At 68.3% G+C, this 21,495-nt stretch carries 23 protein-coding genes; 14 read left to right on the top strand and 9 right to left on the bottom strand.

Annotated features, from left to right (window positions below):
- Window positions 1–161: 161 nt before the first annotated feature.
- From fliP to ACWPN5_RS13400, 4 genes are read right to left on the bottom strand one after another with little or no spacing between them, the layout of a single operon-like run.
- Window positions 162–935, bottom strand: a complete 774-nt coding sequence (gene fliP, locus ACWPN5_RS13415; protein WP_186466157.1) for a flagellar type III secretion system pore protein FliP — start codon at window positions 933–935, stop codon at window positions 162–164.
- A complete protein-coding gene (locus ACWPN5_RS13410) occupies window positions 932–1,291 on the bottom strand; it encodes a FliO/MopB family protein (protein ID WP_145688633.1) in 360 nt (119 codons plus the stop codon). Before ACWPN5_RS13410 ends, fliP begins: the two co-directional genes overlap by 4 nt.
- Window positions 1,292–1,299: 8 nt before the next feature.
- On the bottom strand, window positions 1,300–1,677 hold the full coding sequence (locus ACWPN5_RS13405) for a hypothetical protein (RefSeq protein ID WP_492295794.1): 378 nt from the start codon (window positions 1,675–1,677) through the stop codon (window positions 1,300–1,302).
- Window positions 1,674–2,000: an EscU/YscU/HrcU family type III secretion system export apparatus switch protein gene (locus tag ACWPN5_RS13400; protein WP_145688637.1), complete on the bottom strand. Its 327-nt coding sequence runs from the start codon at window positions 1,998–2,000 to the stop codon at window positions 1,674–1,676. The genes ACWPN5_RS13405 and ACWPN5_RS13400 overlap by 4 nt, the downstream gene beginning before the upstream one ends.
- A gap of 238 nt (window positions 2,001–2,238) precedes the next feature.
- On the opposite strand from ACWPN5_RS13400, the gene flgB reads away from it, so the two are divergent.
- From flgB to ACWPN5_RS13365, 7 genes are read left to right on the top strand one after another with little or no spacing between them, the layout of a single operon-like run.
- On the top strand, window positions 2,239–2,643 hold the full coding sequence (gene flgB / locus ACWPN5_RS13395) for a flagellar basal body rod protein FlgB (protein WP_145678408.1): 405 nt from the start codon (window positions 2,239–2,241) through the stop codon (window positions 2,641–2,643).
- Between the two features lie 34 nt (window positions 2,644–2,677).
- Complete coding sequence (gene flgC / locus ACWPN5_RS13390; RefSeq protein ID WP_094302992.1) at window positions 2,678–3,088, top strand: flagellar basal body rod protein FlgC; 411 nt, start codon at window positions 2,678–2,680, stop codon at window positions 3,086–3,088.
- 37 nt (window positions 3,089–3,125) lie between these two features.
- Complete coding sequence (fliE, locus tag ACWPN5_RS13385; protein ID WP_145678409.1) at window positions 3,126–3,425, top strand: flagellar hook-basal body complex protein FliE; 300 nt, start codon at window positions 3,126–3,128, stop codon at window positions 3,423–3,425.
- Window positions 3,426–3,470: 45 nt separating this feature from the next.
- A complete protein-coding gene (locus tag ACWPN5_RS13380) occupies window positions 3,471–3,791 on the top strand; it encodes a flagellar biosynthetic protein FliQ (protein WP_109070594.1) in 321 nt (106 codons plus the stop codon).
- Window positions 3,788–4,558, top strand: coding sequence for a flagellar biosynthetic protein FliR (gene fliR / locus ACWPN5_RS13375; RefSeq protein WP_145688641.1), 771 nt, complete (start codon window positions 3,788–3,790; stop codon window positions 4,556–4,558). Before ACWPN5_RS13380 ends, fliR begins: the two co-directional genes overlap by 4 nt.
- Window positions 4,559–4,573: 15 nt before the next feature.
- Window positions 4,574–5,650 (top strand): flagellar biosynthesis protein FlhB, encoded by a 1,077-nt coding sequence (gene flhB, locus ACWPN5_RS13370; RefSeq protein WP_145688649.1) that lies wholly within the window; start codon window positions 4,574–4,576, stop codon window positions 5,648–5,650.
- Window positions 5,651–5,700: 50 nt separating this feature from the next.
- Entirely contained in the window at window positions 5,701–8,226 is a 2,526-nt protein-coding gene (locus ACWPN5_RS13365; protein WP_492295790.1) for a PAS domain S-box protein, read from the top strand.
- A 26-nt stretch (window positions 8,227–8,252) separates the two neighbouring features.
- On the opposite strand, the gene ACWPN5_RS13360 is transcribed toward ACWPN5_RS13365, so the two are convergent.
- Window positions 8,253–8,756 (bottom strand): class I SAM-dependent methyltransferase, encoded by a 504-nt coding sequence (locus ACWPN5_RS13360; RefSeq protein WP_492295788.1) that lies wholly within the window; start codon window positions 8,754–8,756, stop codon window positions 8,253–8,255.
- Window positions 8,757–8,980: 224 nt separating this feature from the next.
- Here ACWPN5_RS13360 and recA point away from each other — a divergent pair, with 224 nt between their 5' ends.
- A complete protein-coding gene (recA, locus tag ACWPN5_RS13355) occupies window positions 8,981–10,060 on the top strand; it encodes a recombinase RecA (protein WP_014240962.1) in 1,080 nt (359 codons plus the stop codon).
- 447 nt (window positions 10,061–10,507) lie between these two features.
- Window positions 10,508–13,177, top strand: coding sequence for an alanine--tRNA ligase (gene alaS / locus ACWPN5_RS13350; RefSeq protein ID WP_145688661.1), 2,670 nt, complete (start codon window positions 10,508–10,510; stop codon window positions 13,175–13,177).
- Between the two features lie 23 nt (window positions 13,178–13,200).
- Here alaS and ACWPN5_RS13345 read toward each other — a convergent pair whose 3' ends face one another.
- The gene (locus ACWPN5_RS13345) at window positions 13,201–13,599 is read right to left on the bottom strand and encodes an Mpo1-like protein (RefSeq protein ID WP_145688663.1); all 399 of its coding nucleotides are present in this window, start codon (window positions 13,597–13,599) and stop codon (window positions 13,201–13,203) included.
- 116 nt (window positions 13,600–13,715) lie between these two features.
- Here ACWPN5_RS13345 and ACWPN5_RS13340 point away from each other — a divergent pair, with 116 nt between their 5' ends.
- Complete coding sequence (locus ACWPN5_RS13340; protein WP_014240958.1) at window positions 13,716–14,561, top strand: AAA family ATPase; 846 nt, start codon at window positions 13,716–13,718, stop codon at window positions 14,559–14,561.
- 75 nt (window positions 14,562–14,636) lie between these two features.
- On the opposite strand, the gene ACWPN5_RS13335 is transcribed toward ACWPN5_RS13340, so the two are convergent.
- Window positions 14,637–15,332, bottom strand: coding sequence for an NlpC/P60 family protein (locus ACWPN5_RS13335; protein ID WP_145688665.1), 696 nt, complete (start codon window positions 15,330–15,332; stop codon window positions 14,637–14,639).
- Window positions 15,333–15,886: 554 nt separating this feature from the next.
- On the opposite strand from ACWPN5_RS13335, the gene ACWPN5_RS13330 reads away from it, so the two are divergent.
- From ACWPN5_RS13330 to ACWPN5_RS13320, 3 genes are all read left to right on the top strand, one after another.
- The gene (locus ACWPN5_RS13330; RefSeq protein ID WP_200479212.1) at window positions 15,887–16,867 is read left to right on the top strand and encodes a threonine ammonia-lyase; all 981 of its coding nucleotides are present in this window, start codon (window positions 15,887–15,889) and stop codon (window positions 16,865–16,867) included.
- A gap of 98 nt (window positions 16,868–16,965) precedes the next feature.
- Entirely contained in the window at window positions 16,966–17,316 is a 351-nt protein-coding gene (locus ACWPN5_RS13325; protein ID WP_200479211.1) for a hypothetical protein, read from the top strand.
- A 111-nt stretch (window positions 17,317–17,427) separates the two neighbouring features.
- On the top strand, window positions 17,428–17,925 hold the full coding sequence (locus tag ACWPN5_RS13320; RefSeq protein ID WP_145688671.1) for a DUF6803 family protein: 498 nt from the start codon (window positions 17,428–17,430) through the stop codon (window positions 17,923–17,925).
- Between the two features lie 43 nt (window positions 17,926–17,968).
- Here ACWPN5_RS13320 and ccoG read toward each other — a convergent pair whose 3' ends face one another.
- Together ccoG and ACWPN5_RS13310 are read right to left on the bottom strand one after the other, a co-directional pair.
- Window positions 17,969–19,444, bottom strand: coding sequence for a cytochrome c oxidase accessory protein CcoG (gene ccoG, locus ACWPN5_RS13315; protein WP_492295784.1), 1,476 nt, complete (start codon window positions 19,442–19,444; stop codon window positions 17,969–17,971).
- A 107-nt stretch (window positions 19,445–19,551) separates the two neighbouring features.
- Window positions 19,552–20,103 (bottom strand): HD domain-containing protein, encoded by a 552-nt coding sequence (locus ACWPN5_RS13310; protein ID WP_145688675.1) that lies wholly within the window; start codon window positions 20,101–20,103, stop codon window positions 19,552–19,554.
- Window positions 20,104–20,170: 67 nt separating this feature from the next.
- Between ACWPN5_RS13310 and ACWPN5_RS13305 the strand changes: the two genes are divergently transcribed.
- Window positions 20,171–21,364: a vWA domain-containing protein gene (locus tag ACWPN5_RS13305; protein WP_145688677.1), complete on the top strand. Its 1,194-nt coding sequence runs from the start codon at window positions 20,171–20,173 to the stop codon at window positions 21,362–21,364.
- The last annotated feature ends 131 nt before the right edge of the window (window positions 21,365–21,495 follow it).

The following is a 21,495-nucleotide window of genomic DNA, read 5'->3' as shown; positions in this document are numbered from 1 at the left end:
GAGAAAGCCACAAGCTGCGGGTACGGCGGCGGTCGGTGCGCTCGCGCAGGCCGATCCTCTTACGCTCTTCCCGGATCCGATACTAGCGCAAGCCGATGCGCCCGTCCCCAGGCCGTTTCACCTGCGACGATCTGGGCCATCGGCAATCCGAACTCCGGCCCCTACAGCGTGCCGAAGCTGCGGGCCAGCGACCCGGCGATCAGGTACCAGCCGTCGACCAGCACGAAGAAGATGATCTTGAACGGGATCGCCACCATGGTCGGCGGCAGCATCATCATGCCCATCGACATCAGGATGGATGACACCACCATGTCGATGATCAGAAAGGGCAGGAACAGCAGGAAGCCGATCTCGAAGGCCCGCTTGATCTCCGAGATCATGAAGGCGGGGACCAGGACGTGCAGCGGGGTCTGCTCGGCGTCGGTCACGTTCTCGATGCGCGCCATGTCCATGAACAGGCGCAGGTCCTTCTCGCTGGTGTGCTTCAGCATGAACTCGCGCAGCGGGGCGACCGTGCGGCGGAACGCCTCCGTCTCGTCGATGTCCTGGTTGATCAGCGGCTGGATGCCCTGGTTGTAGGACCGCTCGAACACCGGGGCCATCACGAAGAAGGTCAGGAAGACCGCCAGCGACATCAGCACCGTGTTCGGCGGCACCTGCTGGATGCCCAGCGCCGAGCGCAGGAAGGACAGGACGATCACGATGCGCGTGAAGGCCGTCATCATGATCAGGATCGACGGCGCCAACGACAGCACGGTGATCAGCGCGACCATCTGGACGATGCGTCCGGTGGTCGATCCCCCGGCGTCGCCCAGGTCGAAGGTCATGCTCTGCGCCAGCGCCGGCCCGGCGGCCAGCGCGCCGGCGATGCCGACCGCCAGCGCCAGCAGACCGGCGACCGCCAGCCGCCTCGTCGCGCCGGTGCCGGTCGTCATGACCGGTCTCCCGCCGACGGCAGGGGAGCGGGGCCCGTCGGGCGGGGCGGGGCCGGCGGCGGGGCGGAAGCCTCGGCCAGCGCGCCCTGGAAGCCGCCGCGCGGCGTCTGGTCGACCACCTGGTCGCCGAAGGCGCTCAGCAGCAGCAGATGCTCGCGGTCGTCGCGGCGGACCAGCACCAGCCGGCGCTTGCCGTCGAGCGGCAGCACCTCGACCACGCCCAGCCGGCGCTGGCGCCCGGACGTGGCGGTCATGCCGCCGAAGCCGATGCGGCGCATCACCCAGGCCACCAGCACGATCAGCGCGATGACGAAGGCGAGGGCGAGAACGAATTGGATGTACTGGTCGAGGCCCATGGATCAGGTCAGCTCTGTCGGGACGGCGTGGCCGGCGGGTCGGGCGGAAGGTCGCCGGGCGCGGCGGTGGTGCCGCGGCCATAGGCGGCGCTGGCGCGCTGGCGCGCGGTGTGGGGATCGTGGCGTCCCTCGGTCGCGGCGGCCAGCGTCTCCCTCTGGCGGGTCAGCGCGGACGCGACGGCGTCCAGGGTCGGCAGCAGGCGTTCCAGGGCGGCGGCCAGTTCGGCGTCGCCGCGGGCCGACTGCGCCTCGGCGCACAGGGTGGCGACGCGGGTGTCGAGCCCGGTGAGGTCCGCGGCCAGCCCGGCCTCCATCTGGTCGCGGGTGTCCTCGAGCGCGGCGGCCAGCGCCTGGATGTCATGGAGGAGGGTGGCGGTGCCGGTCATGGGACCTCTCCGGCGGCCGGTTCGGCCGAGGGCGGCAGCGTGCCGTTGGCGCGGTAGACGTAGGCGAGGATCTCGGCCACGGCGGCGATGGCCTCGATGGGGATTTCCGAGTCGATGTCCACCGCCGACAGGATCTGCACGAGGTCGGCGTCCTCGCGCACCTTCACGCCGTTGGCGAAGGCCAGTTCCAGGATCTGCTCGGCCACATGGCCCTTGCCGGTCGCGACCACGCGGGGCAGGGACTGGTCGCCCAGCTCATACTTCAACGCGACCGCGACGGGCCGGTTGGGGAGGGGGCGGTGGTTCGGAGTCGGCTCGGACAAGGGGCTCCTGCCGGATGGCCTGTATCGATGGGCGTATCCTGGCGGAACATGCTTAACGAAGCATGAAGCTCAAGCGTGACAGCGGAGGGCAATGCGGTGCCCGTGGCCGGCGTGATGGGTGGGATTCATCTTTGATTAACTGAAACGGCGGAAGATCGGAATGCTGTGATGCATCCCGCCCGCCCTGGTGCGCGCCTTTGCGCGCCCGGGCGGCAGGCCCTCAGACCGGAACCCGGCGATGAATCTCGAAAACCTCGGCCTCTTCAAGCTGATGTCGCGCAAGATGGGCTGGCTGACCGAACGCCAGAACGTGATCGCGGCGAACATCGCGAACGCCGACACGCCGGATTACAAGGGCCGGGACCTGAAGCCCTTCACCTTCCGCGACGCCCTGTCCGACAGCCGCCGCCTCCAGCCCAGCGCGACCAACGCCTCGCATCTCCAGGGGACGCGCGGCGCGGGCGGGCTGAACCAGGAGCAGCGCCAGCGCAACCCCTACGAGACGTCGCCGGACGGCAACACCGTGGTCCTGGAAGAGCAGATGCTGAAGCAGGGCCAGACCGGCATGGACTTCCAGACGATCACGAACCTCTACAAGAAGCAGGTCAACCTGATCCGCTCCTCCATCCGCAGCGGCGGTTAAGGAACGGCGGGGGTCGGGCAGAAGGAGGCGGAACATGGATCTCTACACGTCGATGGCGGTGTCCGCGTCCGGCATGAAGGCGCAGGGCACGCGCCTGAAGACCATCGCGGAAAATCTGGCCAACGCCAACACGACGGCGGAAACGCCGGGCGATCTGCCCTACCGGCGCAAGGTCGTGATGTTCCAGAACGCCCTGGACCGCCAGATGGGGGTCGATCTCGTCCGCGTCGCCAAGATCGACGTCGACAAGAAGGACTTCGAGCGGCGCTACGACCCCTCGCATCCGTCCGCGGACGCCGACGGCTACGTGCTGCTGCCCAACGTCAACTCGGTGGTCGAGGCGATGGACATGCGCGAGGCGCAGCGCTCTTACGAGGCCAACCTGTCGGCGGTGGACAGCGCCCGCCAGATGCTGACCCGCACCATCGACATCCTCCGCGCCTGACGCCGCGACGCTTTTTTGAAGGAAGGACGCCCGTCCCATGGTCAACCCGATCAACGCCGCCGCGGCCTACGCGAACACCGCCGCCTCCACGACCGGGCCGGGCATGGCCCCGCGCAACGGCGTCAGCTTCGGCGACGTGCTGGAGCAGACCGCCAAGGAGGTCATCGGCGACCTGAAGCAGGGCGAGACGATGACCGCCAAGGCCGCCGTCGGGCAGGCCGACCTGACCGACGTGGTCCAGGCCGTCACCAACGCCGAGGTGACGCTGCAGACCGTCACCGCCGTGCGCGACAAGGTGCTGACGGCCTATCAGGAAATCCTGCGCATGCCGATCTGACGGCGGCCGACGGACCCTGAGCACACGTGCCCTGAGCGAAGCATCATGAGCGAAACCGACGTCATCGAGATCTGCCGGACCTCCATCGTCACGCTGGTGTTCGTGGTGGCGCCGGTGCTGGTCGCCATGATGGTCGTCGGCACGGTGATCTCGGTGTTCCAGGCGGTCACCCAGATCAGCGAGCAGACTCTGGCCATGGTGCCAAAGGTCCTGCTGGTCTTCGGCCTGTCGATCCTGCTGATGCCCTTCATGCTGGGTGAACTGCGCTCCTTCTTCGAGCATGAGGTCGCCGACCGCATCGTCGCCATCGGCACCGGCGCCAACAGCGTCCCCAACGCCGGAAACCTGCCCGGCGGCGGCGGATGAACCTGCTCCAGCAGTTTCTGGGCGACCAGATCTTCCTCTGGTTGCTGGTGTTCGCGCGCGTCGGGACGGCCTTCAGCATCATGCCGACCATCGGCGACGCCTTCGTCTCCGCCCGCACGCGCCTTCTCTTTTCCGTCGCGGTCAGCGTTCTGGTGGCGCCGGTGCTGGGCGACCGCATGCCGCCGATGCCCGACAACATCTTTCGCCTGTTCGTCCTGATCGCCGGGGAGGTGACCGTCGGCATCTTCATGGGCACCGTCGCGCGCCTGCTGATGGGCGCCCTGGAGGTGGCCGGGACGATCATCGCGCTGCAGTCCGGCCTGTCGAACGCCCAGATGTTCAACCCGGCCATGGCGTCGCAGGGGTCGCTGCCCGGCGCCCTCCTGGGGTGGCTGGGGCTGCTGCTGATCTTCATCACCAACCTGCACCATCTGCTGATCATGGCGGTGGTGGACAGCTATTCGACCTTCGCGCCGGGGGCGGCGATCCCCATCGACGACATGGCGAACGTGGTCGGGCAGCTGGTCGGCAAGTCCTTCGTGCTGGGCGTGCAGATGGCGGCGCCGTTCCTGATTTCGGGCATGCTGTTCGCGCTGGCGCTGGGGCTGCTGAACAAGCTGGCGCCGCAGATCCAGGTGTTCTTCCTGTTCACCTCGCTCCAGGTCGCGCTGGGGCTGTTCATGTTCGCCCTGACGCTGGCGGCGATGATGATGTTCTGGCTGACCCACTTCGAGGCCGCCTTCGTCGATTTCCTGAGACCGGGCTGAGCGGGGAGAGAACCGGTGTCCGAAGACGCGGATGAATCATCCAAAACAGAAGACCCTACGCAAAAGAAGCTTGAAGAGGCCCACAAGCAGGGCCAGTACGCGATGACGCAGGAAATCGGCAATTGGCTGATGATCGCCGCGGCGCTGGTGATCCTGATCACGATCCTGCCCGGAACGCTGAAGGGCATGGTGCCCCGCCTGAACTTCTTCTTCGAGAACCTGGACCAGATCCCCATGGACCAGGGCGGGGTCGGCGCGGTCCTGATGCGGGTGATGAAGGACATCCTGTGGGCGCTGTGGCTGCCCATCCTGTTTCTTCTGTTCGCCGGGGTGATCGGCACCATCGGGCAGAAGGGCTTCAACGTCTCCTGGGAGTTGATCGCGCCGAAATTCAGCAAGCTGAACCCGATCTCCGGCATCGCCAACCTGTTCAGCGCCCAGAAGGGCGTTGACCTGCTGAAGAGCCTGGCCAAGGTCGCGGTGGTCGGCGTCGTCGCCTACATCGCGCTCCAGCCGATGATGCTCACCATCGGCCATTTCATCGGCATCGACATGATGATGCTGCTGCGTGAGATGGACGGACTGACCTTCCGGCTGCTGGCCGGCGTTCTGGCCATCCTGACCCTGATCGCCGGGGCCGACCTGTTCTGGCAGCGCCACAGCTTCGACAAGAAGATGCGCATGACCAAGCAGGAGGTGAAGGACGAGCACAAGCAGGCCGAAGGCGACCCGCACGTCAAGGGCCGCATCCGCCAGCTGCGTTTCGAGCGGGCGCGCAAGCGCATGATGGCGGCGGTGCCCAGCGCCGACGTGGTGGTGACCAACCCGACCCACTTCGCCGTCGCGCTGAAATACGACTCCACCACCATGGGCGCTCCGATGGTGGTGGCGAAGGGCGCCGACGCCGTCGCCTTCAAGATCCGCGAGATCGCCGAGGAGAACGGCGTGCCGGTGATGGAGAATCCGCCCCTCGCCCGTGCGCTCTATGCCGCATGCGATATCGACGAGGAGGTTCCGTCCGAGCACTATCGCGCCGTGGCGGAAGTCATTACCTATGTCTTCAAGCTGAAAGGACGCGCGGTGCGGAACTGAGGACCGTTCCCGGACCTTTCCTTGCGGCGAACGGCTGACCTGGAGTTCCGGTGGACGACACGACCTCTTCCTTTGCCGACAGCGCTCCCGCGGGCCATCGCAGCGATGGTGGTGCTGGGGTGGGGGAACGGCCCGGCGGCGCCGTCGCCACCGGGGTTCTGGCGGTCCTTCTTCTGGCCGGGCTGGTCGCGGCGGGGGCCGGGGTGCTTCTGGACCGCGACCCGCTGGCCTGGGTCGGCCTGACCACCGCGGGGGCGGGGGCGCTGGCGCTGGCGCTCCGCATGGTCCGCGCGCGGCGGCGGGTGGCCCGCGTCGGCTCCCTGCTGGGCAGCGCGCTGGAGGGGCTTCCCTCCGGCCAGCTCGTCTGCGACGGGGCCGGGCATGTGGTCTTCGTCAACAGCACCTTCCGGTCCCTGACCGGGTGGAGCGAGGGGGAGCCGCCGTTGTGCGCGCTCGAACGCCAGTTCGCCGACGATCCGGACAGCGCCGACGCCTTCCGCCGCCTGTGCGAACGGGTCAAGGGCGGCTATTCCGGCTCCATCGAGCTGGCGGTCCGCCAGCAGGGGCGCGCCGCCGAATGGCGCCGCATCCAGGGCCAGCCCATCGACGGGCACGCCGGGGCGGTGATGTGGCGCGTCGAGGACATCACCGCGCGGCGCGAGCTGGAGCAGGTGACGCGGCGCGAGCAGACCCAGCTCGTCGACTTCATGGACCACGCGCCGATCGGCTTCTTCTCGGTGGACCAGGACGGGCACTTCCAGTTCGTCAACGCGACCCTGGCGAAGTGGCTGGGCTGCTCGCCGGAGGATCTGGTCGAGGGCGGACGCCGCCTTCACGACGTTCTGGCCCATCCGCCCGCCGTTTCCGCTCCCTACGACTTCCTGGAGGGTGGCGGGCTGGAGCAGCGTGGCGAGATTGCCATGGACGGGCTCCAGGGCCGTCGCTTTCAGGCCTATGTCGCCCAGAGCGTGGTGAGGGGGGAGGACGGGCGGATTTCGCACACCCGCTCCGTCGTGCGCGACCTGACGCCGGAGCGCGAGTGGCAGGAGGCCCTGCGGCTGTCCGAGCAGCGCTTCCAGCGCTTCTTCGAGGACGCGCCCATCGGCATCGCGCTGGTGGACGAGGGCGGGCGGCTGGCCGAGTGCAACCAGGCCTTCCTGGCGCTGATCGGCAGCGAGGCCGGCAACATCCTCGGCCGGGCCATGGCCGACCTGATCGTCCCGGCCGAGCGCGCCATGGTGACCGAGCGGCTGACCGCCGTGCAGGGCGGCGCCGACCCCGCCGCCCCGCTGGAGGTGCGGCTGACCGGCGGGCGCGAGCTGGTGGCCCAGCTCTACGCGCGGCGGCTTGGCGGGGTGGGGCCGGAAGGGGCGGCGGGGTTGATCCTGCATTTCATCGACATGACCGAGCGCAAGGGGCTGGAGGCCCAGTTCGCCCAGTCGCAGAAGATGCAGGCGGTCGGCCAGCTGGCCGGCGGCGTCGCCCACGACTTCAACAACCTGCTGACCGCGATGATCGGCTTCTGCGATCTGCTGCTGCTGCGTCACAAGCCGGGCGACCAGTCCTTCAGCGACATCATGCAGATCAAGCAGAACGCCAACCGCGCCGCCAACCTCGTGCGCCAGCTTCTGGCCTTCTCGCGCCAGCAGACGCTGCAGCCGCGCATTCTCAGCGTGACCGATGTCCTGGCCGAGCTTGGCAACCTGATGCGCCGGCTGATCGGCGAGAACATCGAGCTGAAGATGCTCCACGGCCGGGACATCGGCTATGTGAAGGTCGACCAGAACCAGCTGGAGCAGGTCATCATCAACCTCGTGGTCAACGCGCGCGACGCCATGGCCGGGGGTGGGCGGTTGACCATCGTCACCTCCAACCATGTGGTGGAGCAGGCGCAGCGCCGCGAGCACGAGACCATTCCGGCCGGCGACTATGTGTCCATCGAGGTGATCGACACCGGCTGCGGCATCCCCAAGGAGAATCTCCAGCGCATCTTCGAGCCCTTTTTCACCACCAAGGGCGTCGGGTCGGGCACCGGGCTGGGACTGTCCACCGTTTACGGCATCGTCCGCCAGACCGGCGGATTCGTGCTGGTCGAATCGGAAAAGGGGGAGGGAACGACCTTCACCATCCTGCTGCCCCGCCACAAGGGCGAGGCCCGTCCCGACCAGGGCGAGCCGCGCGAGCGGCGCGGCAGCGACCTGACCGGCTCCGGCACCATCATGCTGGTCGAGGACGAGGACGCCGTGCGCGTCTTCTCAGCCCGCGCGCTGCGCAACAAGGGCTATCAGGTGCTGGAGGCCAAGAACGGCGAGGCGGCGCTGCAGCAGATCGGCACGGACGGCAACCGCATCGACCTGCTGATCACCGACGTGGTGATGCCGCAGATGGACGGCCCGACCCTGGCCCGCCATGTCCGGCAGATGCGGCCCGACATGCGGGTGATCTTCATCTCCGGCTACGCCGAGGACCGGCTGGGCGAGATCGACGGGGTCGAGGTCGCCCACTTCCTGCCCAAGCCCTTCTCGCTCAAGCAGCTCGCCTCCAAGGTGAAGGAGGTCATCCGGGACGGGAAGTGACGCGGTGGGTGGAATAGGGCGGCGCCTTACCCGACCCGCCAGCCGTGATAGGCCCAGCGGTCCGTTCCCGGCACGGCGAGAGCCTCCCACCCGCGACGACCGGCGCCGATCGGGCGGTCCGACAAGACGAGCGCGCCCGGTGCCAGGAACGGCTCGATCAGGTCGCCGATCCAGCGGCGGATGCCGTCCTCCTCGTCCTCCCGCGCGCTGCCGATGTCGGCGTGGGCCAGCCGCACGCCGCCGCGGAAGCGCTCCGCCACGGCGGGCAGCGTGTCCCGGAAATCGCCGAGGAACAGCCGGTCCTCGTCCGGGCGCAGGGACGCGGGAACGCGCGCCCACATGTCGAAGACCAGGATGTCGCGCGGCGGGAACAGGCTGCGCAGATGGTCGTAGGTGCGGCCCTTCCCCAGACCGATCTCCATCACCAGACCGGGTGTTCCCGCGACCCAGCCGGCGGCCCAGCCGAGCGCGACGCGCTGGGTGGTGAGGCGGTCGATCATGCGGTCGAGCGTGGAGTGGACGGTCGTCATGCGTGGCTTTTCGAAGTGTCGTTGGAGGGGCATCTCCTGTTGAACGCCGCAGTTGGAATTCCGTTGCATGGCGACGGATCGTTCCTAACTTGCGATGAGAACATTCGCGGAACTTAGGGCTTTGCGTGGGGGAACAAAGCTGGTACATTCCTTCTCACCGAATGACCGTTGGTGAGATCGTTGGCCCTGCGGCCGCGGATGTGATCTAACAAGGGGAGACGGGCATGTCGTCCGCACAGCTTCGTTTGGTCGAGAAGGATTCCATGGATAAGCAGAAGGCCCTGGATGCCGCTCTGGCGCAGATCGAGCGCGCCTTTGGCAAGGGCTCGATCATGAAGCTCGGCGCCCGCGAGAACACGGTCGAGACGGAGGTCGTTTCCACCGGCTCTCTCGGCCTCGACATCGCGCTGGGCATCGGCGGCCTGCCGCGCGGCCGCATCATCGAGATTTACGGGCCGGAAAGCTCGGGCAAGACGACGCTGGCTCTGCACGCCATCGCCCAGGCCCAGAAGGGCGGCGGCACCTGCGCCTTTGTGGACGCGGAGCACGCCCTGGACCCGTCCTACGCCCGCAAGCTGGGCGTGAATGTGGATGAGCTGCTGATCTCCCAGCCCGACGCCGGTGAGCAGGCGCTGGAGATCGCCGACACGCTGGTGCGCTCCGGCGCCGTCGATGTGCTGGTGGTCGACTCGGTGGCGGCCCTGGTGCCGCGCGCCGAGCTGGAAGGCGAGATGGGCGACAGCCACGTCGGCCTGCACGCCCGCCTGATGAGCCAGGCGCTGCGCAAGCTGACCGGCTCCATCGCCAAGTCGAACTGCCTGGTGATCTTCATCAACCAGATCCGCCTGAAGATCGGCGTGATGTTCGGCAACCCGGAGACGACGACGGGCGGCAACGCGCTGAAGTTCTACGCCTCCGTCCGTCTGGACATCCGCCGCATCGGCGCGATCAAGGACCGCGAGACGGTGGTGGGCAACCAGACCCGCGTCAAGGTGGTGAAGAACAAGATGGCCCCGCCGTTCCGCGTGGTCGAGTTCGACATCATGTACGGCGAGGGCGTGTCGAAGGTGGGCGAGCTTCTCGACCTCGGCATCCAGGCCGGCGTGGTGGAGAAGTCGGGCGCGTGGTTCAGCTACGACGGCACCCGCATCGGCCAGGGCCGCGAGAACGCCAAGAACTACCTGCGCAACAACCCGGCCACGGCCGATGCCATCGAGGCGAAGATCCGCGGCAACGCCGGCCTCGTCGCCGACGCCATGATGGGCACCCCGGAGGCCGACGGCGAGGCCGCCACGCCGGAGTGATCCCGGGCGGCAAGCCGGTTTCTCTGTGTGAAAGCCCCTCTCCGGTCCGCCGGGGAGGGGCTTTTCGCCGTCTTGCCGGGCGGCTGGAAAGACCTTACATTCAGGCTGGGCGGACGGGTGTTCCAGCACCCGTCCGCCGGCCCGGTCCTAGCGGTTCAGGATCTCAAGCAGCAGCTTGAGCGCCCGCAACAGCAGGATCAGGAGTTCGAGGATTTTCCGCATCCTCTCATCTCCTTATGAGCGGCGGGGCGGTGGTCATCCACCGCCCGTCCGCGCTGACGATCATGCAAATGTGTGGCGCTCCGTCCACGCGGCCTGTCGCCGCGCGGGTGCCCGTCGCGGGCACTCTGTGGACAGCCACCGCAAGTCACGTTAAAAGCACGGTTCGGCCGCGAACAAGGCCGCGCCGCCGATTGTAGCCGACCGTAGCCGGAGCCTGGACAGCTTATGAAGACCGCCAACGACATCCGCCGCACGTTCCTGGACTTTTTCGCGAAGAACGGCCACCAGATCGTGGAGTCGTCGCCGCTGGTTCCGCGCAACGACCCGACGCTGATGTTCACGAACGCCGGCATGGTGCAGTTCAAGAACGTCTTCACCGGGGCGGAGCAGCGGCCTTATTCGCGCGCGACCACCTCGCAGAAGTGCGTGCGCGCGGGCGGCAAGCACAACGACCTGGACAACGTCGGCTACACGGCGCGGCACCACACCTTCTTCGAGATGCTGGGCAACTTCTCGTTCGGCGACTATTTCAAGGACGACGCGATCGCCTTCGCCTGGAACCTCGTGACGAAGGAGTTCGGGCTGCCGGCGGACAAGCTGCTGGTCACCGTCCACAGCTCCGACGAGGACGCGGCAGGCATCTGGCGCAAGGTCGCCGGCCTGTCGGACGACCGCATCATCCGCATCCCGACCGACGACAATTTCTGGCGCATGGGCGATACGGGTCCCTGCGGTCCGTGCTCGGAGATCTTCTTCGACCACGGTCCGCACATCGCCGGCGGTCCTCCGGGCTCGCCCGACCAGGACGGCGACCGCTTCATCGAGATCTGGAACCTCGTGTTCATGCAGTATGAGCAGCGCGGTCCCGACGACCTGATCGCCCTGCCCAAGCCGTCCATCGACACCGGCATGGGGCTGGAGCGTCTGGCCGCCGTGCTTCAGGGCAAGCACGACAACTACGACATCGACCTGATGCGGGCGCTGATCGTGGCGTCCGCCGAGGCGACGAAGACCGCGCCGGACGGCCCACACGCCGTCTCGCACCGCGTCATCGCCGACCATCTGCGCTCCTGCTGCTTCCTGATCGCAGACGGCGTGCTGCCGTCGAACGAGGGGCGCGGTTATGTGCTGCGCCGCATCATGCGCCGCGCCATGCGTCATGCCCACATGATCGGCGCCCGCGAACCGCTGATGCACCGCCTCGTCCCGGCGCTGATCCAGCAGATGGGCGACGCCTATCCGGAGCTGAACCGCGCCCGCGCCCTGATCGTCGAGACGCTGAAGCTGGAGGAGACCCGCTTCAAGCAGACGCTGGAGCGCGGCCTGCGCCTGCTGGAGGACGAGGTCGGCCGTCTGGGCGAGGGGCAGCCGCTGCCCGGCGACGTCGCCTTCAAGCTGTACGACACCTACGGCTTCCCGCTCGACCTGACCCAGGACGTGCTGCGCACCCAGGGCCGCCCGGTCGACGAAAGCGGCTTCAAGGCCGCCATGGACGAGCAGCGCCGCAAGGCCCGCGAGTCCTGGGCCGGCTCGGGCGAGGCGACGACCGAGAAGCTGTGGTACGAGCTGAAGGACGAGCTGGGCGCCACGGAGTTCTTCGGCTACGACACCGAGGTCGCCGAGGGCAAGGTGACCGCCATCGTCAAGGGCGACGCCCGCGTCGAGCAGGCCGCCGCCGGGGACGAGGTGCTGGTCATCGTGAACCAGACGCCCTTCTACGGTGAGTCGGGCGGTCAGGTCGGCGACGCCGGCGTGATCTTCTCCGCCGAGGGCACCGAGGTCGCCGTCTCCGACACCCAGAAGAAGCTGGGCGCCGTCTGGGCCCATGTCGGCACGGTCACCAAGGGCACGCTGAAGGTCGGCGACGTGGTGGAACTGCGCGTCGATACGGAGCGCCGCTCGGCCATCCGCGCCAACCACTCGGCCACCCACCTGCTGCACGAGGCGCTGCGCCGCCGCCTGGGCGAGCATGTCACCCAGAAGGGCTCGCTGGTCGCCCAGGAGCGCCTGCGCTTCGACATCAGCCAGCCAACCGGCCTGACTCCGGCGGACATCGCCGCGGTCGAGGACGAGGTGAACCGCCGCATCCTCGGCAACAGCGAGGTCGTCACCCGGCTGATGTCCCCGGACGAGGCTCGCGCGTCGGGCGCCATGGCCCTGTTCGGCGAGAAGTACGGCGACGAGGTGCGCGTCGTCTCCATGGGCGGTCCGCACGGCGAGCTGGACCGCGACTACTCCATCGAGCTGTGCGGCGGCACCCACGTCCGCCGCACCGGCGACATCGGCCTGTTCACCATCGTCGCCGAGGGTGCCGTCGCCGCCGGCGTGCGCCGCATCGAGGCGCTGACAGGCACCGGCGCCAAGGCGTGGCTGTCGGAGCGCGACCATCTGCTGACCGAGGCCGCGTCCGTCCTGAAGGTCCGTCCGGAGGACGTCCCCTCGCGCCTCGCCGCTCTGGTCGACGAGCGCAAGAAGATGGAGCGCGAGCTGGCCGAACTCCGTCGCCAAGTGGCCATGGGCGGTGGCGCCAAGGCCGAGGGCGGCAGCGAGGCCAAGGACGTCGCGGGCGTGAAGTTCGCCGCCCGCGTGGTCGAGGGCCTGCCGGCCAAGGACCTGAAGCCGATGGCCGACGAGCTGAAGAAGCAGGTCGGCTCCGGCGTGGTCGTCCTGATCGCCTCGAACGAAGGCAAGGCGTCCATCGTCGTCGGCGTCACCGACGACCTGACCGGCAAGATCAGCGCCGTCGATCTGGTGCGCGTCGGTGCGGAGGCTCTGGGTGGGAAGGGTGGCGGCGGCCGTCCGGACATGGCCCAGGCCGGTGGTCCGGACGCCGCGCTGGCGCCCGCCGCCGTCGAGGCCATCGAGAAGGCGGTGGCGGCGAAGGCCGCCTCCTAACCAGCACCGGCGAAGGCCGCCTCCTAACCGCGCCTATCGTCCGAGCGCACCGGCTCCAACGCGGGTGCGCTCGGGGGACGCTGGCGAATAACGAGGCCGGGGCGGTCGGGAATGCCGTAGCGCCGGTATTCCCGCGCCAGCTGGCCGGTCATGGCCAGCCCGGCCATGCGCACGTCCGCGGCCAGCGAGGCCAGCGGCGCGTCCAGCGTCTTGGGCCGATTGCGCTCCACCAGGAAATGCCCCAGCCACGCCGCGCCGTAGCCGACCAGCGGCGCCGCCACGAGCGCCCGCCAGTCACGGCGGGCCAGCCCCACCCCCAGCAGGGCGGCCGCCGACAGCGTGCCGGCGACGTGCAGCGCCCGGTTCGTCGGGTTGCGGTGCTGTTCCAGATAATCGGGCCAGAAATTGGGATCGGTCGCCATTGCGCTCTCCTTCCGCGGGGGAACGCCGGGTGGCCCGCGGCGGTTCCGTCTTGCATGACGCCCGCCGTGCTGGAAGGATGCGCGGGTCAACGAACGATACCGTGGAACCGACTGGCATGCGCTTCACCGGCACCGACTCCTACGTCGCCACCGACGACCTGATGGTGGCTGTCAACGCCGCCATCACGCTTGAGCGCCCGCTGCTGGTGAAGGGGGAGCCGGGGACCGGCAAGACCGTGCTGGCCCAGGAAGTCGCCCGCGCCCTGAACAAGCCGCTGCTCGCCTGGCACATCAAGTCCACCACCAAGGCGCAGCAGGGCCTCTACGAGTACGACGCAGTCAGCCGCCTGCGCGACAGCCAGCTCGGCGAGGAGCGGGTGCACGACATCGGCAACTACATCGTGCGCGGCAAGCTGTGGGAAGCGTTCGAGGCGCCCGAGCCCCCCGTGCTGCTGATCGACGAGATCGACAAAGCCGACATCGAGTTTCCCAACGACCTGCTGCTCGAACTCGATCGCATGGAGTTCCACGTCTACGAGACGCGGCAGACGGTCAAGGCGGCGCGGCGCCCCCTCGTCATCATCACGTCGAACAACGAGAAGGAACTGCCGGACGCCTTCCTGCGCCGCTGCTTCTTCCATTACATCCGCTTCCCCGACCGCGACACCATGGAGCGGATCGTCGATGTCCACTATCCCGGCCTGAAGCAGGACCTGCTGCGCGAGGCGATGTCGCTGTTCTACAGCCTGCGCGAGGTTCCGGGGCTGAAGAAGAAGCCATCCACGTCGGAGCTTCTCGACTGGATCAAGCTGCTGATGGTCGAGGATGTGGACCCCGAGACCCTGCGCGCCAAGGACGCCCGCAGCCTGATCCCGCCGCTGTGCGGCGCGCTTCTGAAGAACGAGCAGGATGTGCATCTGCTGGAACGGCTGGCTTTTCTCGCCAAACGGGAAGGGCGCTGAGGACGGCGGACCGGGTTTTCCGGCCCGCATCATCCCGTTCCGCCAACGTTCCGGCCTGTCGCCCTCCTCCAAATGTTACACCTCATTCTCCGACAGCGCGGCCTCGGCCGGGGCGGAGGCCACCAGCGTGCCTTGGGGGGGGATGGGCGATGTCACCGGCCAGCGGGCGTCCAGAAGGCGGTCTCTGGCGATCCTGGCGATGCTGACACTGTTCGACTGGTTTCCGCCGAGAACGTGAAAGGCGTCCTCGTCCATGCCGGCGCAGAAGCCCACATGACCCTCCCATCCGGCCATCGAGCCGCGCCAGAACACCAGGATCGCCCCCCAGGACGGGGCGCAGGCCTTTCCAGCCTTGAGCCAGCTGCGGGCGCCGAGCGGGTTGCTGGGGAGTGCCTCCGACGGAAGGGTGGCGCCAATGCAATGCGCGACGAACAGGCCGCACCAGGGAATGTCATCGTCCGGGTAATGAAGGTCGAGGTCGTCGGCCCATTGCAGAATTATCTCGTTCGATCCGTGACCCGACACTTCCCTGGTGCCCATCAGCCGCTTGGCTTCGTCCATCCAGACCAGCGTGTCGGCGACTCCGGGTGGGGACGCGCCCATGAAGAGCGCGCGCTCCGTATGGGCGTCGAGCGCTCCAGTGGGGATAAGTTCGTGCGCCTGTTGGAACGCGATGACCGCAGCGATGGTCTTTCGTCCCCAAACCCCGTCCAACGGTCCGGGGTCGAACCCTTTGGCCTGAAGCGCCGTCTGAACCGAGAGAATGCTCATCCTCTGCCTCCACATTGCTTTTGTGCGCAAATCTCCTGGGCGTCCCGTCTCGGATGATTTTTTGCGGGATATGCAAATCATCGGTGTTGCAATCATGCTTTGGCAAACGTGAAAATTGTCGATGCGGCGCTGAAAAACCGCTTTTGGGAAAGAACCCAGCGCTTCCTGATCGCTTCCATCAGGCGGGAAGGGCGGTTGGAAGGGCTTGACCCGGTCCGTGCTTCTGGGGCAGCCTGAACCCATGCAGTCGATCCCGCACCTGAACCGAATGCGAATTACCGCCCCGGCGCTCTGACAGAGGGCGCCGGACCGCGAGCGTTCGTTTTCGCAATCTGGTGTGGAGTGTGGCGTGTCCGTGCGCCCTGGGTCTTCCGGAACCCCTAATCCGGTCCATCACGATCCCATGATCCGTTGCTTCACGCGTCCGTTGCGCCCCCTGGCGGAGCGAATGCGGGGCTCCGCGCGAATTATCGTCCCGGTCCGCTGACGCGGGCCGGGTTTCGCGCCTTCCTTTTCCGCCCCCCGTTCGTTCCCTCCGCCCGAGGACTCCCGCGATGCCGTCCGCGCACGCCACCCGTCTGCCTGCCGTTTCCTGTCGCCGCGACACCGAAGACCGCCAAACCAAAGACCGTCTGCCGCCCTGGCTTCCCTTCTCCGCCATCGAGGACGCCGCCGAGCGTCTGCGCGGGCGAATCGTCCGCACGCCGCTGCTGCACGCCTCGGCGCTGGGGCGTGACGTCTGGCTGAAGGCCGAGACCTTCCAGGCGACCGGTGCCTTCAAGGAGCGCGGTGCCCTGAACCGCCTGCTGCGTCTGACGGCGCTGGAGCGCGCGGCGGGCGTCGTCGCGATGTCGGCGGGAAACCACGCCGCCGGACTGGCGCTGCACGCGCAACGGCTGGGGGTGGCGGCGACCATCGTCATGCCGGTCACCGCGCCGCGCTGCAAGGTGGAGCGGACGGAGGCTCTGGGCGCCGAGGTCGTGCTGTCCGGGGCCAACGTGGGCGAGGCGAAGGCCCGCGCGCTGCAATTGGCGGCGGAGCGGCGACTGACCTTCGTGCATCCCTACGACGACCCGGACGTGATTGCGGGGCAGGGGACGGTGGGGCTGGAGGTGCTGGCCGACCGCCCGGACCTCGACACGCTGGTGGTGCCGGTGGGCGGCGGCGGTCTGCTGGCCGGGATGGCGGCGGCGGTGAAGGCGCGCAAGCCCTCCGTCGCCGTGGTCGGGGTGCGGCTGGCGCGCCGGCGGGGGCCGACCCTCGCGGACGGCATCGCCGTGGACGCGCTGGGCAAGCTCCCGCAGGCGCTGCTGGTCGGCTTCGTGGACGCCCTGGTCGAGGTGGAGGAGGGGGAAGTCGCGGCGGCGATGCGCACCCTGCACGGCGCCTTCGGCATGGTGGCGGAAGGTGCCGGGGCGGCGGCCGTGGCGGCGCTGCTGGCCGGGAAGCTGCCGAAGGAGGGGCGGACCGTCGCCGTGCTGTCCGGTCGCAACGTGGATTCCGACACTCTGGTGCGGACGCTCGCCGCCGCTTGATCGGCATCAATGACCGTGGGCCGGCACGGGACAAGGATCGACCTGCGGGCGCACCGTCGGAAGGGCGGTGGCCACGCAGGCAAAGGCCGGCTGTTTCCGTGACTCGTCTGGCGTCCCTCCTCGCGCTTGTGGTTCTCGCCGTCGGGCTTCTCGGCGGTGCCGTGCCCATGCGCGCGCCGGACCTCCCGGCACCGCACTGCGAGTCCACCGTGGTGCAGGATGCCGCGGACTGCGACATCCACCACCCGACGGACAGCCCGGCTCCGGAAAGGCCCCACGCGCACGGCACCGCCGGGTGTCTCTGCCTGAGCGGGGCCTGCGATCTGGCCGGCCTGCCGGCGCGCATCGGGGTGCCCTTCGGTCATCGCCTCGCGACCCTGCTTCCCGGCGCGGACGCCGAGCCCACCGCCACCGCCCACGCGCCGCCGCTGCCCCCGCCGCGCGCCTGACTCCCGTTCTGCCGTCGCCTTTTTCCCGACCCGCGGACGCGCCACGACCCGTGCCAGGACTTGTGCTTTACAAGGCACCGGCGCGCCCGCCGAACACGCGCGAGTCACCCCATGACCATGACCCACTACATGGAACTGCTGGCCGTCAACCAGCCCTGGAACCTGCTGATTTTCATGGCGGTCCCCGTCATCCTGGCCGAGACGGTGGCGATCAGCGAACTGTACCTGCTCTACACCCGTGACTACGACGGCCCGGTGCGGCGGCTGAACCGCTGGGCCGGCATCACCGTCGGCGTCTATTTCACGGGCGTCTTCGTCCACCTGATGCAGAACGCGGTCGTTCCGCTGACCGCGTCGGGCGGTTGGCGCGGGCCGGCGGACGTGCTGGCGGTGGGCTTCTACCTCGCCGGCATCGTCCCGCTCGGCGGCATCGCGCTGCTGGACCTCGGGCTGATCGGCCGGGGCCGCGGCGAGCATGGCCGCATGGCGATCCACGCGGCCCTGGTCGGGCTGTTCCTGATCGTCGCCCACATCGCCATGATCTTCGGCATGCTGGACCCGACGCTGCTCACCGGTGCCGCCGCGGCCGGCGGGCACGCTATGCACTGAACGGATGCGGACTGTCCCTCTCCCGCCCCGGGAGAGGGACTCTTCAGGGCGCCATGAACACGCTGCGGTGCCGGCCGATCTCGCCGCTGGTCAGGTCGCGCGCCAGCACCGTCACATCGGTGGAGCCCGGCGCCGCGGCGCCCTGCGGGACGCGGACGAAGATGCGGTAGGTCGCCACCGAGTCCGCTTCCGCGCCCAGGGTCAGCGAACTTCCGGACTGGGCATCGACGCTGGCGACCGAGAGGTCGGCCTTTGCCAAACCCTCCACCGATAGGCGGTAGGTCCGCGCCTCGTGGGTCTTGTTGAGGATCTTGATGGTGTAGGCGTTCTGCACGTCGCCGTTCGACTGCTGCACGTAGAGCGGGGCGCGGTCGCGCAGCACGCTGACGTCCAGCGTCGGGCGCATGGCCAGCGAGATCGCCATGGCGCCGGCCACCACCAGGATGATGAGGGCGTAGATCACCGTGCGCGGGCGCAGCAGCCGCACCGGGGCGGCCTGGCCTTCGGCCTTGGCGACCTGGTTGGAGCGGGTGTCGAACAGGATCAGGTCGCCGGGGCGCCCGACCTGGGTCATCACGTCGTTGCAGGCGTCCACACACAGGCCGCAGCCGATGCAGGAAATCTGCTGGCCCTTGCGGATGTCGGTGCCGGTCGGGCAGACATGGACGCACAGCTTGCAATCGACGCAGTCGCCCAGCCCCTCCGCCGTCCGCTCCTCCCAGCTCTGCGACTTGCGCAGCGGCGCGCGCCCTTCGCCGCGCCAGTCCTGGTAGGTGACGACGTAGGTGTCCTCGTCCACCATCGCCGCCTGGAAGCTGCGCCAGGGGCAGACATAGATGCAGATCTGCTCGCGCGCCCAGCCGGCGAAGAAATAGGTGGTGGCGGAGAACAGCCCGGCGAAGGCCAGGACCTTCCACGACACCTCGCCGGTCACGATCTCGCGCAGCAGGGTCGGGGCGTCGTTGAAGTAGAAGATCCAGGCGCCGCCGGTGACCAGGGAAATCACCAGCCAGATGACGTGCTTCGACGCCTTCAGCCCCAGCTTGCGCGCCGACATCGGCGCCTTGTCCAGCCGGATGCGCTCGGTGCGCGGGCCTTCCAGCTTGCGCTCCACCCACATGAACAGGTCGGTCCAGACCGTCTGAGGGCAGGCGTAGCCGCACCAGATGCGGCCAAGCAGGGTGGTGGCGAAGAAGATGCCGAAGGCGCCGATGATGAGCAGGCCGGTCAGGTAATAGACCTCCTGCGGCCAGATCTCGATCCACAGGAAGTAGGCGCGCCGGCCCACCATGTCGACCAGCACCGCCTGATCGGGAATGCCCGGCCCGCGCTCCCAGCGCAGCCAGGGCGTGACGTAGTAGATGCCGAGCAGGACCGCCAGCGCCAGCCATTTCAGGCGGCGGAAACGGCCATGGACGTCGGCGGCGTAGACCTTGGGGCGTTGCACGAACCAGCGCTCGCGTGGCTGGTCGGCATCACGGGCGGCGGGGGTTTGGGCGGCGGGGGAGGTGAGGGACATGGCGTGCGACCTTGCTTTGACGCGGCGGCCAACCTAGCCCCTCTTTTATAAGCCTTCCGTGATGTAGTCACACTGCGGTAAATCAGCCGCCGCAGCGGCAAAATGGGTCAGACCGCCTCGCCGCGCAGCTCGGCCAGCCCGTCCTCATAGGCGCGGTCGAACAGCGATTCCAGCCGGGCGTCGGTGCCGCGCAGGCCGGCGACGACCGCGTGCGCCCACTCGAAATACTCGACCTTGCGCTCCAGCGGCCAGTCGGCGGGCGGACTGTGCGCCATGGAGCGCAGGTTGGACACCTTGTCGGCCAGCTTCACCAGCTTGGCGCGGGCGGAGGCGGTGGGAGCGGCGTCGATCTGCCGCTGCTTGCGCTCCGCCTTGCGCAGGCGCTTGTCGTCGGTGGTCTCGGCGACGACGCCGGCGACCTCCGCCCCGAAATGCTGCTCGATCTCCTCATAGGAGGCGTCGGTGTCCTCCAGCGTGTCGTGGAGAAGCGCGGCGATGACCACCACCGGGTCATTGCCCGCCGTCGCCTCGGCGCACAGGAACGCCACCTCCGAGAGATGGTTGAGGTAGGGCTCGGCGCGCACGCCCTTGCGGCGCTGGTCGATGTGCTTGTGCGCGGCGAACTCCAGCGCGCGGGCGAAGTCGAGAAGGGCTGTCATGGCGTTCCTGGCGGGTCGGCGCTACGATGAGGGCGGATGGGGACGAAACCCCACGGGGGGAAGCGGCATGTTCACGGGTTTCTTCTTCGAACTGCGCAAGGCGGGCGTGCCGGTCTCGCTGAACGAGTACCTGACGCTCATGGAGGCCATGAAGCGCGGCGTCGCCGACTTCCGCGTCGAAGACTTCTATTACCTCAGCCGGGCCTGTCTGGTGAAGGACGAGCGCAATCTCGACCGCTTCGACCGCGTGTTCGGGCAGGTCTTCAAGGGGCTGGAGGGGGCGGAGGGCGCCGGGGGCGACGAAATTCCCGTGGTCGATCTGCCGGAGGAGTGGCTGCGCAAGCTGGCCGAACGCTTCCTGACCGAGGAGGAGAAGGCGCAGATCCAGGCGCTGGGCGGCTGGGAAAAGCTGATGGAGACGCTGGCCGAGCGGCTGGCCGAGCAGAAGGGGCGGCATCAGGGCGGCTCCAAATGGATCGGCACCGCCGGCACCTCGCCCTTCGGCGCCTACGGCTACAACCCGGAGGGCGTGCGCATCGGCCAGCACGAATCCCGCCACCGCCGCGCCGTGAAGGTGTGGGACAAGCGGGAGTTCAAGAATCTGGACGATCAGGTCGAGATCGGCACCCGCAACATCAAGGTGGCGCTGCGCCGCCTGCGCAAGTTCGCCCGCACCGGGGCGGCCAGCGAGCTCGACCTGCCGGGCACCATCCGCGCCACCGCCAGCAACGCCGGCTGGCTGGACCTGAAGATGGTGCCGGAGCGGCACAACACGGTGAAGGTGCTGCTGTTCCTCGACATCGGGGGCTCGATGGACGACCACATCCGGCTGGTCGAGGAGTTGTTCTCGGCGGCGCGGGGCGAGTTCAAGCATCTGGAGCACTTCTACTTCCACAACTGCGTCTACGAGAGCGTGTGGCGCGACAACAAGCGCCGCCACGACGAGCGCACCCCGACCTGGGACGTGCTGCACACCTATCCCGCCGACTACAAGCTGGTCTTCGTCGGCGACGCGGCGATGAGCCCCTACGAGATCGCCTATGCCGGCGGCAGCGTCGAGCATTGGAACGAGGAATCGGGGCAGGTCTGGCTGCAGCGGATGCTGTCCGTTTACAGCCGCGCCGTCTGGCTCAACCCCACGCCGGAATCGCGCTGGGGCTACACGGAGAGCACGCGCATGCTGCAGCGGCTTCTGGGCGGCCGCATGTACCCGTTAACATTGCAGGGTCTGGACGCAGCGATGCGTGAGCTGGTGCGCTAAGCAGCTCCCGACAACCGCGTCCCTTCAAAAATCCAATCCAAAGCCGCGGGTTTTCAATCCATCGGCGTACGCCGAAATGGAAGATGTGCGTTGATGATTCCGGACGGGGTGGATTATCAATCACTGGCTGA

The organism is Azospirillum sp. UENF 211521, from assembly GCF_058780535.1.
The sequence above is the reverse complement of the archived record's forward strand: the minus strand, read 5'-3'. Positions and strand labels throughout refer to the sequence as shown.

Excerpts from the sequence above, each read along its gene's own strand:
- ACWPN5_RS13380 (WP_109070594.1), top strand. The coding sequence starts at position 3,471 with ATGAGCGAAACCGACGTCATCGAGATCTGCCGGACCTCCATCGTCACG.
- alaS (WP_145688661.1), top strand. The coding sequence starts at position 10,508 with ATGAAGACCGCCAACGACATCCGCCGCACGTTCCTGGACTTTTTCGCG.
- ACWPN5_RS13405 (WP_492295794.1), bottom strand. The coding sequence starts at position 1,677 with ATGACCGGCACCGCCACCCTCCTCCATGACATCCAGGCGCTGGCCGCC.
- ACWPN5_RS13335 (WP_145688665.1), bottom strand. The coding sequence starts at position 15,332 with ATGAGCATTCTCTCGGTTCAGACGGCGCTTCAGGCCAAAGGGTTCGAC.
- ACWPN5_RS13310 (WP_145688675.1), bottom strand. The coding sequence starts at position 20,103 with ATGACAGCCCTTCTCGACTTCGCCCGCGCGCTGGAGTTCGCCGCGCAC.
- fliR (WP_145688641.1), top strand. The coding sequence starts at position 3,788 with ATGAACCTGCTCCAGCAGTTTCTGGGCGACCAGATCTTCCTCTGGTTG.
- ACWPN5_RS13320 (WP_145688671.1), top strand. The coding sequence starts at position 17,428 with ATGACCATGACCCACTACATGGAACTGCTGGCCGTCAACCAGCCCTGG.
- fliP (WP_186466157.1), bottom strand. The coding sequence starts at position 935 with ATGACGACCGGCACCGGCGCGACGAGGCGGCTGGCGGTCGCCGGTCTG.
- flgB (WP_145678408.1), top strand. The coding sequence starts at position 2,239 with ATGAATCTCGAAAACCTCGGCCTCTTCAAGCTGATGTCGCGCAAGATG.
- recA (WP_014240962.1), top strand. The coding sequence starts at position 8,981 with ATGTCGTCCGCACAGCTTCGTTTGGTCGAGAAGGATTCCATGGATAAG.
- flgC (WP_094302992.1), top strand. The coding sequence starts at position 2,678 with ATGGATCTCTACACGTCGATGGCGGTGTCCGCGTCCGGCATGAAGGCG.
- fliE (WP_145678409.1), top strand. The coding sequence starts at position 3,126 with ATGGTCAACCCGATCAACGCCGCCGCGGCCTACGCGAACACCGCCGCC.
- ccoG (WP_492295784.1), bottom strand. The coding sequence starts at position 19,444 with ATGTCCCTCACCTCCCCCGCCGCCCAAACCCCCGCCGCCCGTGATGCC.
- ACWPN5_RS13410 (WP_145688633.1), bottom strand. The coding sequence starts at position 1,291 with ATGGGCCTCGACCAGTACATCCAATTCGTTCTCGCCCTCGCCTTCGTC.
- ACWPN5_RS13305 (WP_145688677.1), top strand. The coding sequence starts at position 20,171 with ATGTTCACGGGTTTCTTCTTCGAACTGCGCAAGGCGGGCGTGCCGGTC.
- ACWPN5_RS13345 (WP_145688663.1), bottom strand. The coding sequence starts at position 13,599 with ATGGCGACCGATCCCAATTTCTGGCCCGATTATCTGGAACAGCACCGC.
- ACWPN5_RS13360 (WP_492295788.1), bottom strand. The coding sequence starts at position 8,756 with ATGACGACCGTCCACTCCACGCTCGACCGCATGATCGACCGCCTCACC.
- ACWPN5_RS13340 (WP_014240958.1), top strand. The coding sequence starts at position 13,716 with ATGCGCTTCACCGGCACCGACTCCTACGTCGCCACCGACGACCTGATG.
- ACWPN5_RS13330 (WP_200479212.1), top strand. The coding sequence starts at position 15,887 with ATGCCGTCCGCGCACGCCACCCGTCTGCCTGCCGTTTCCTGTCGCCGC.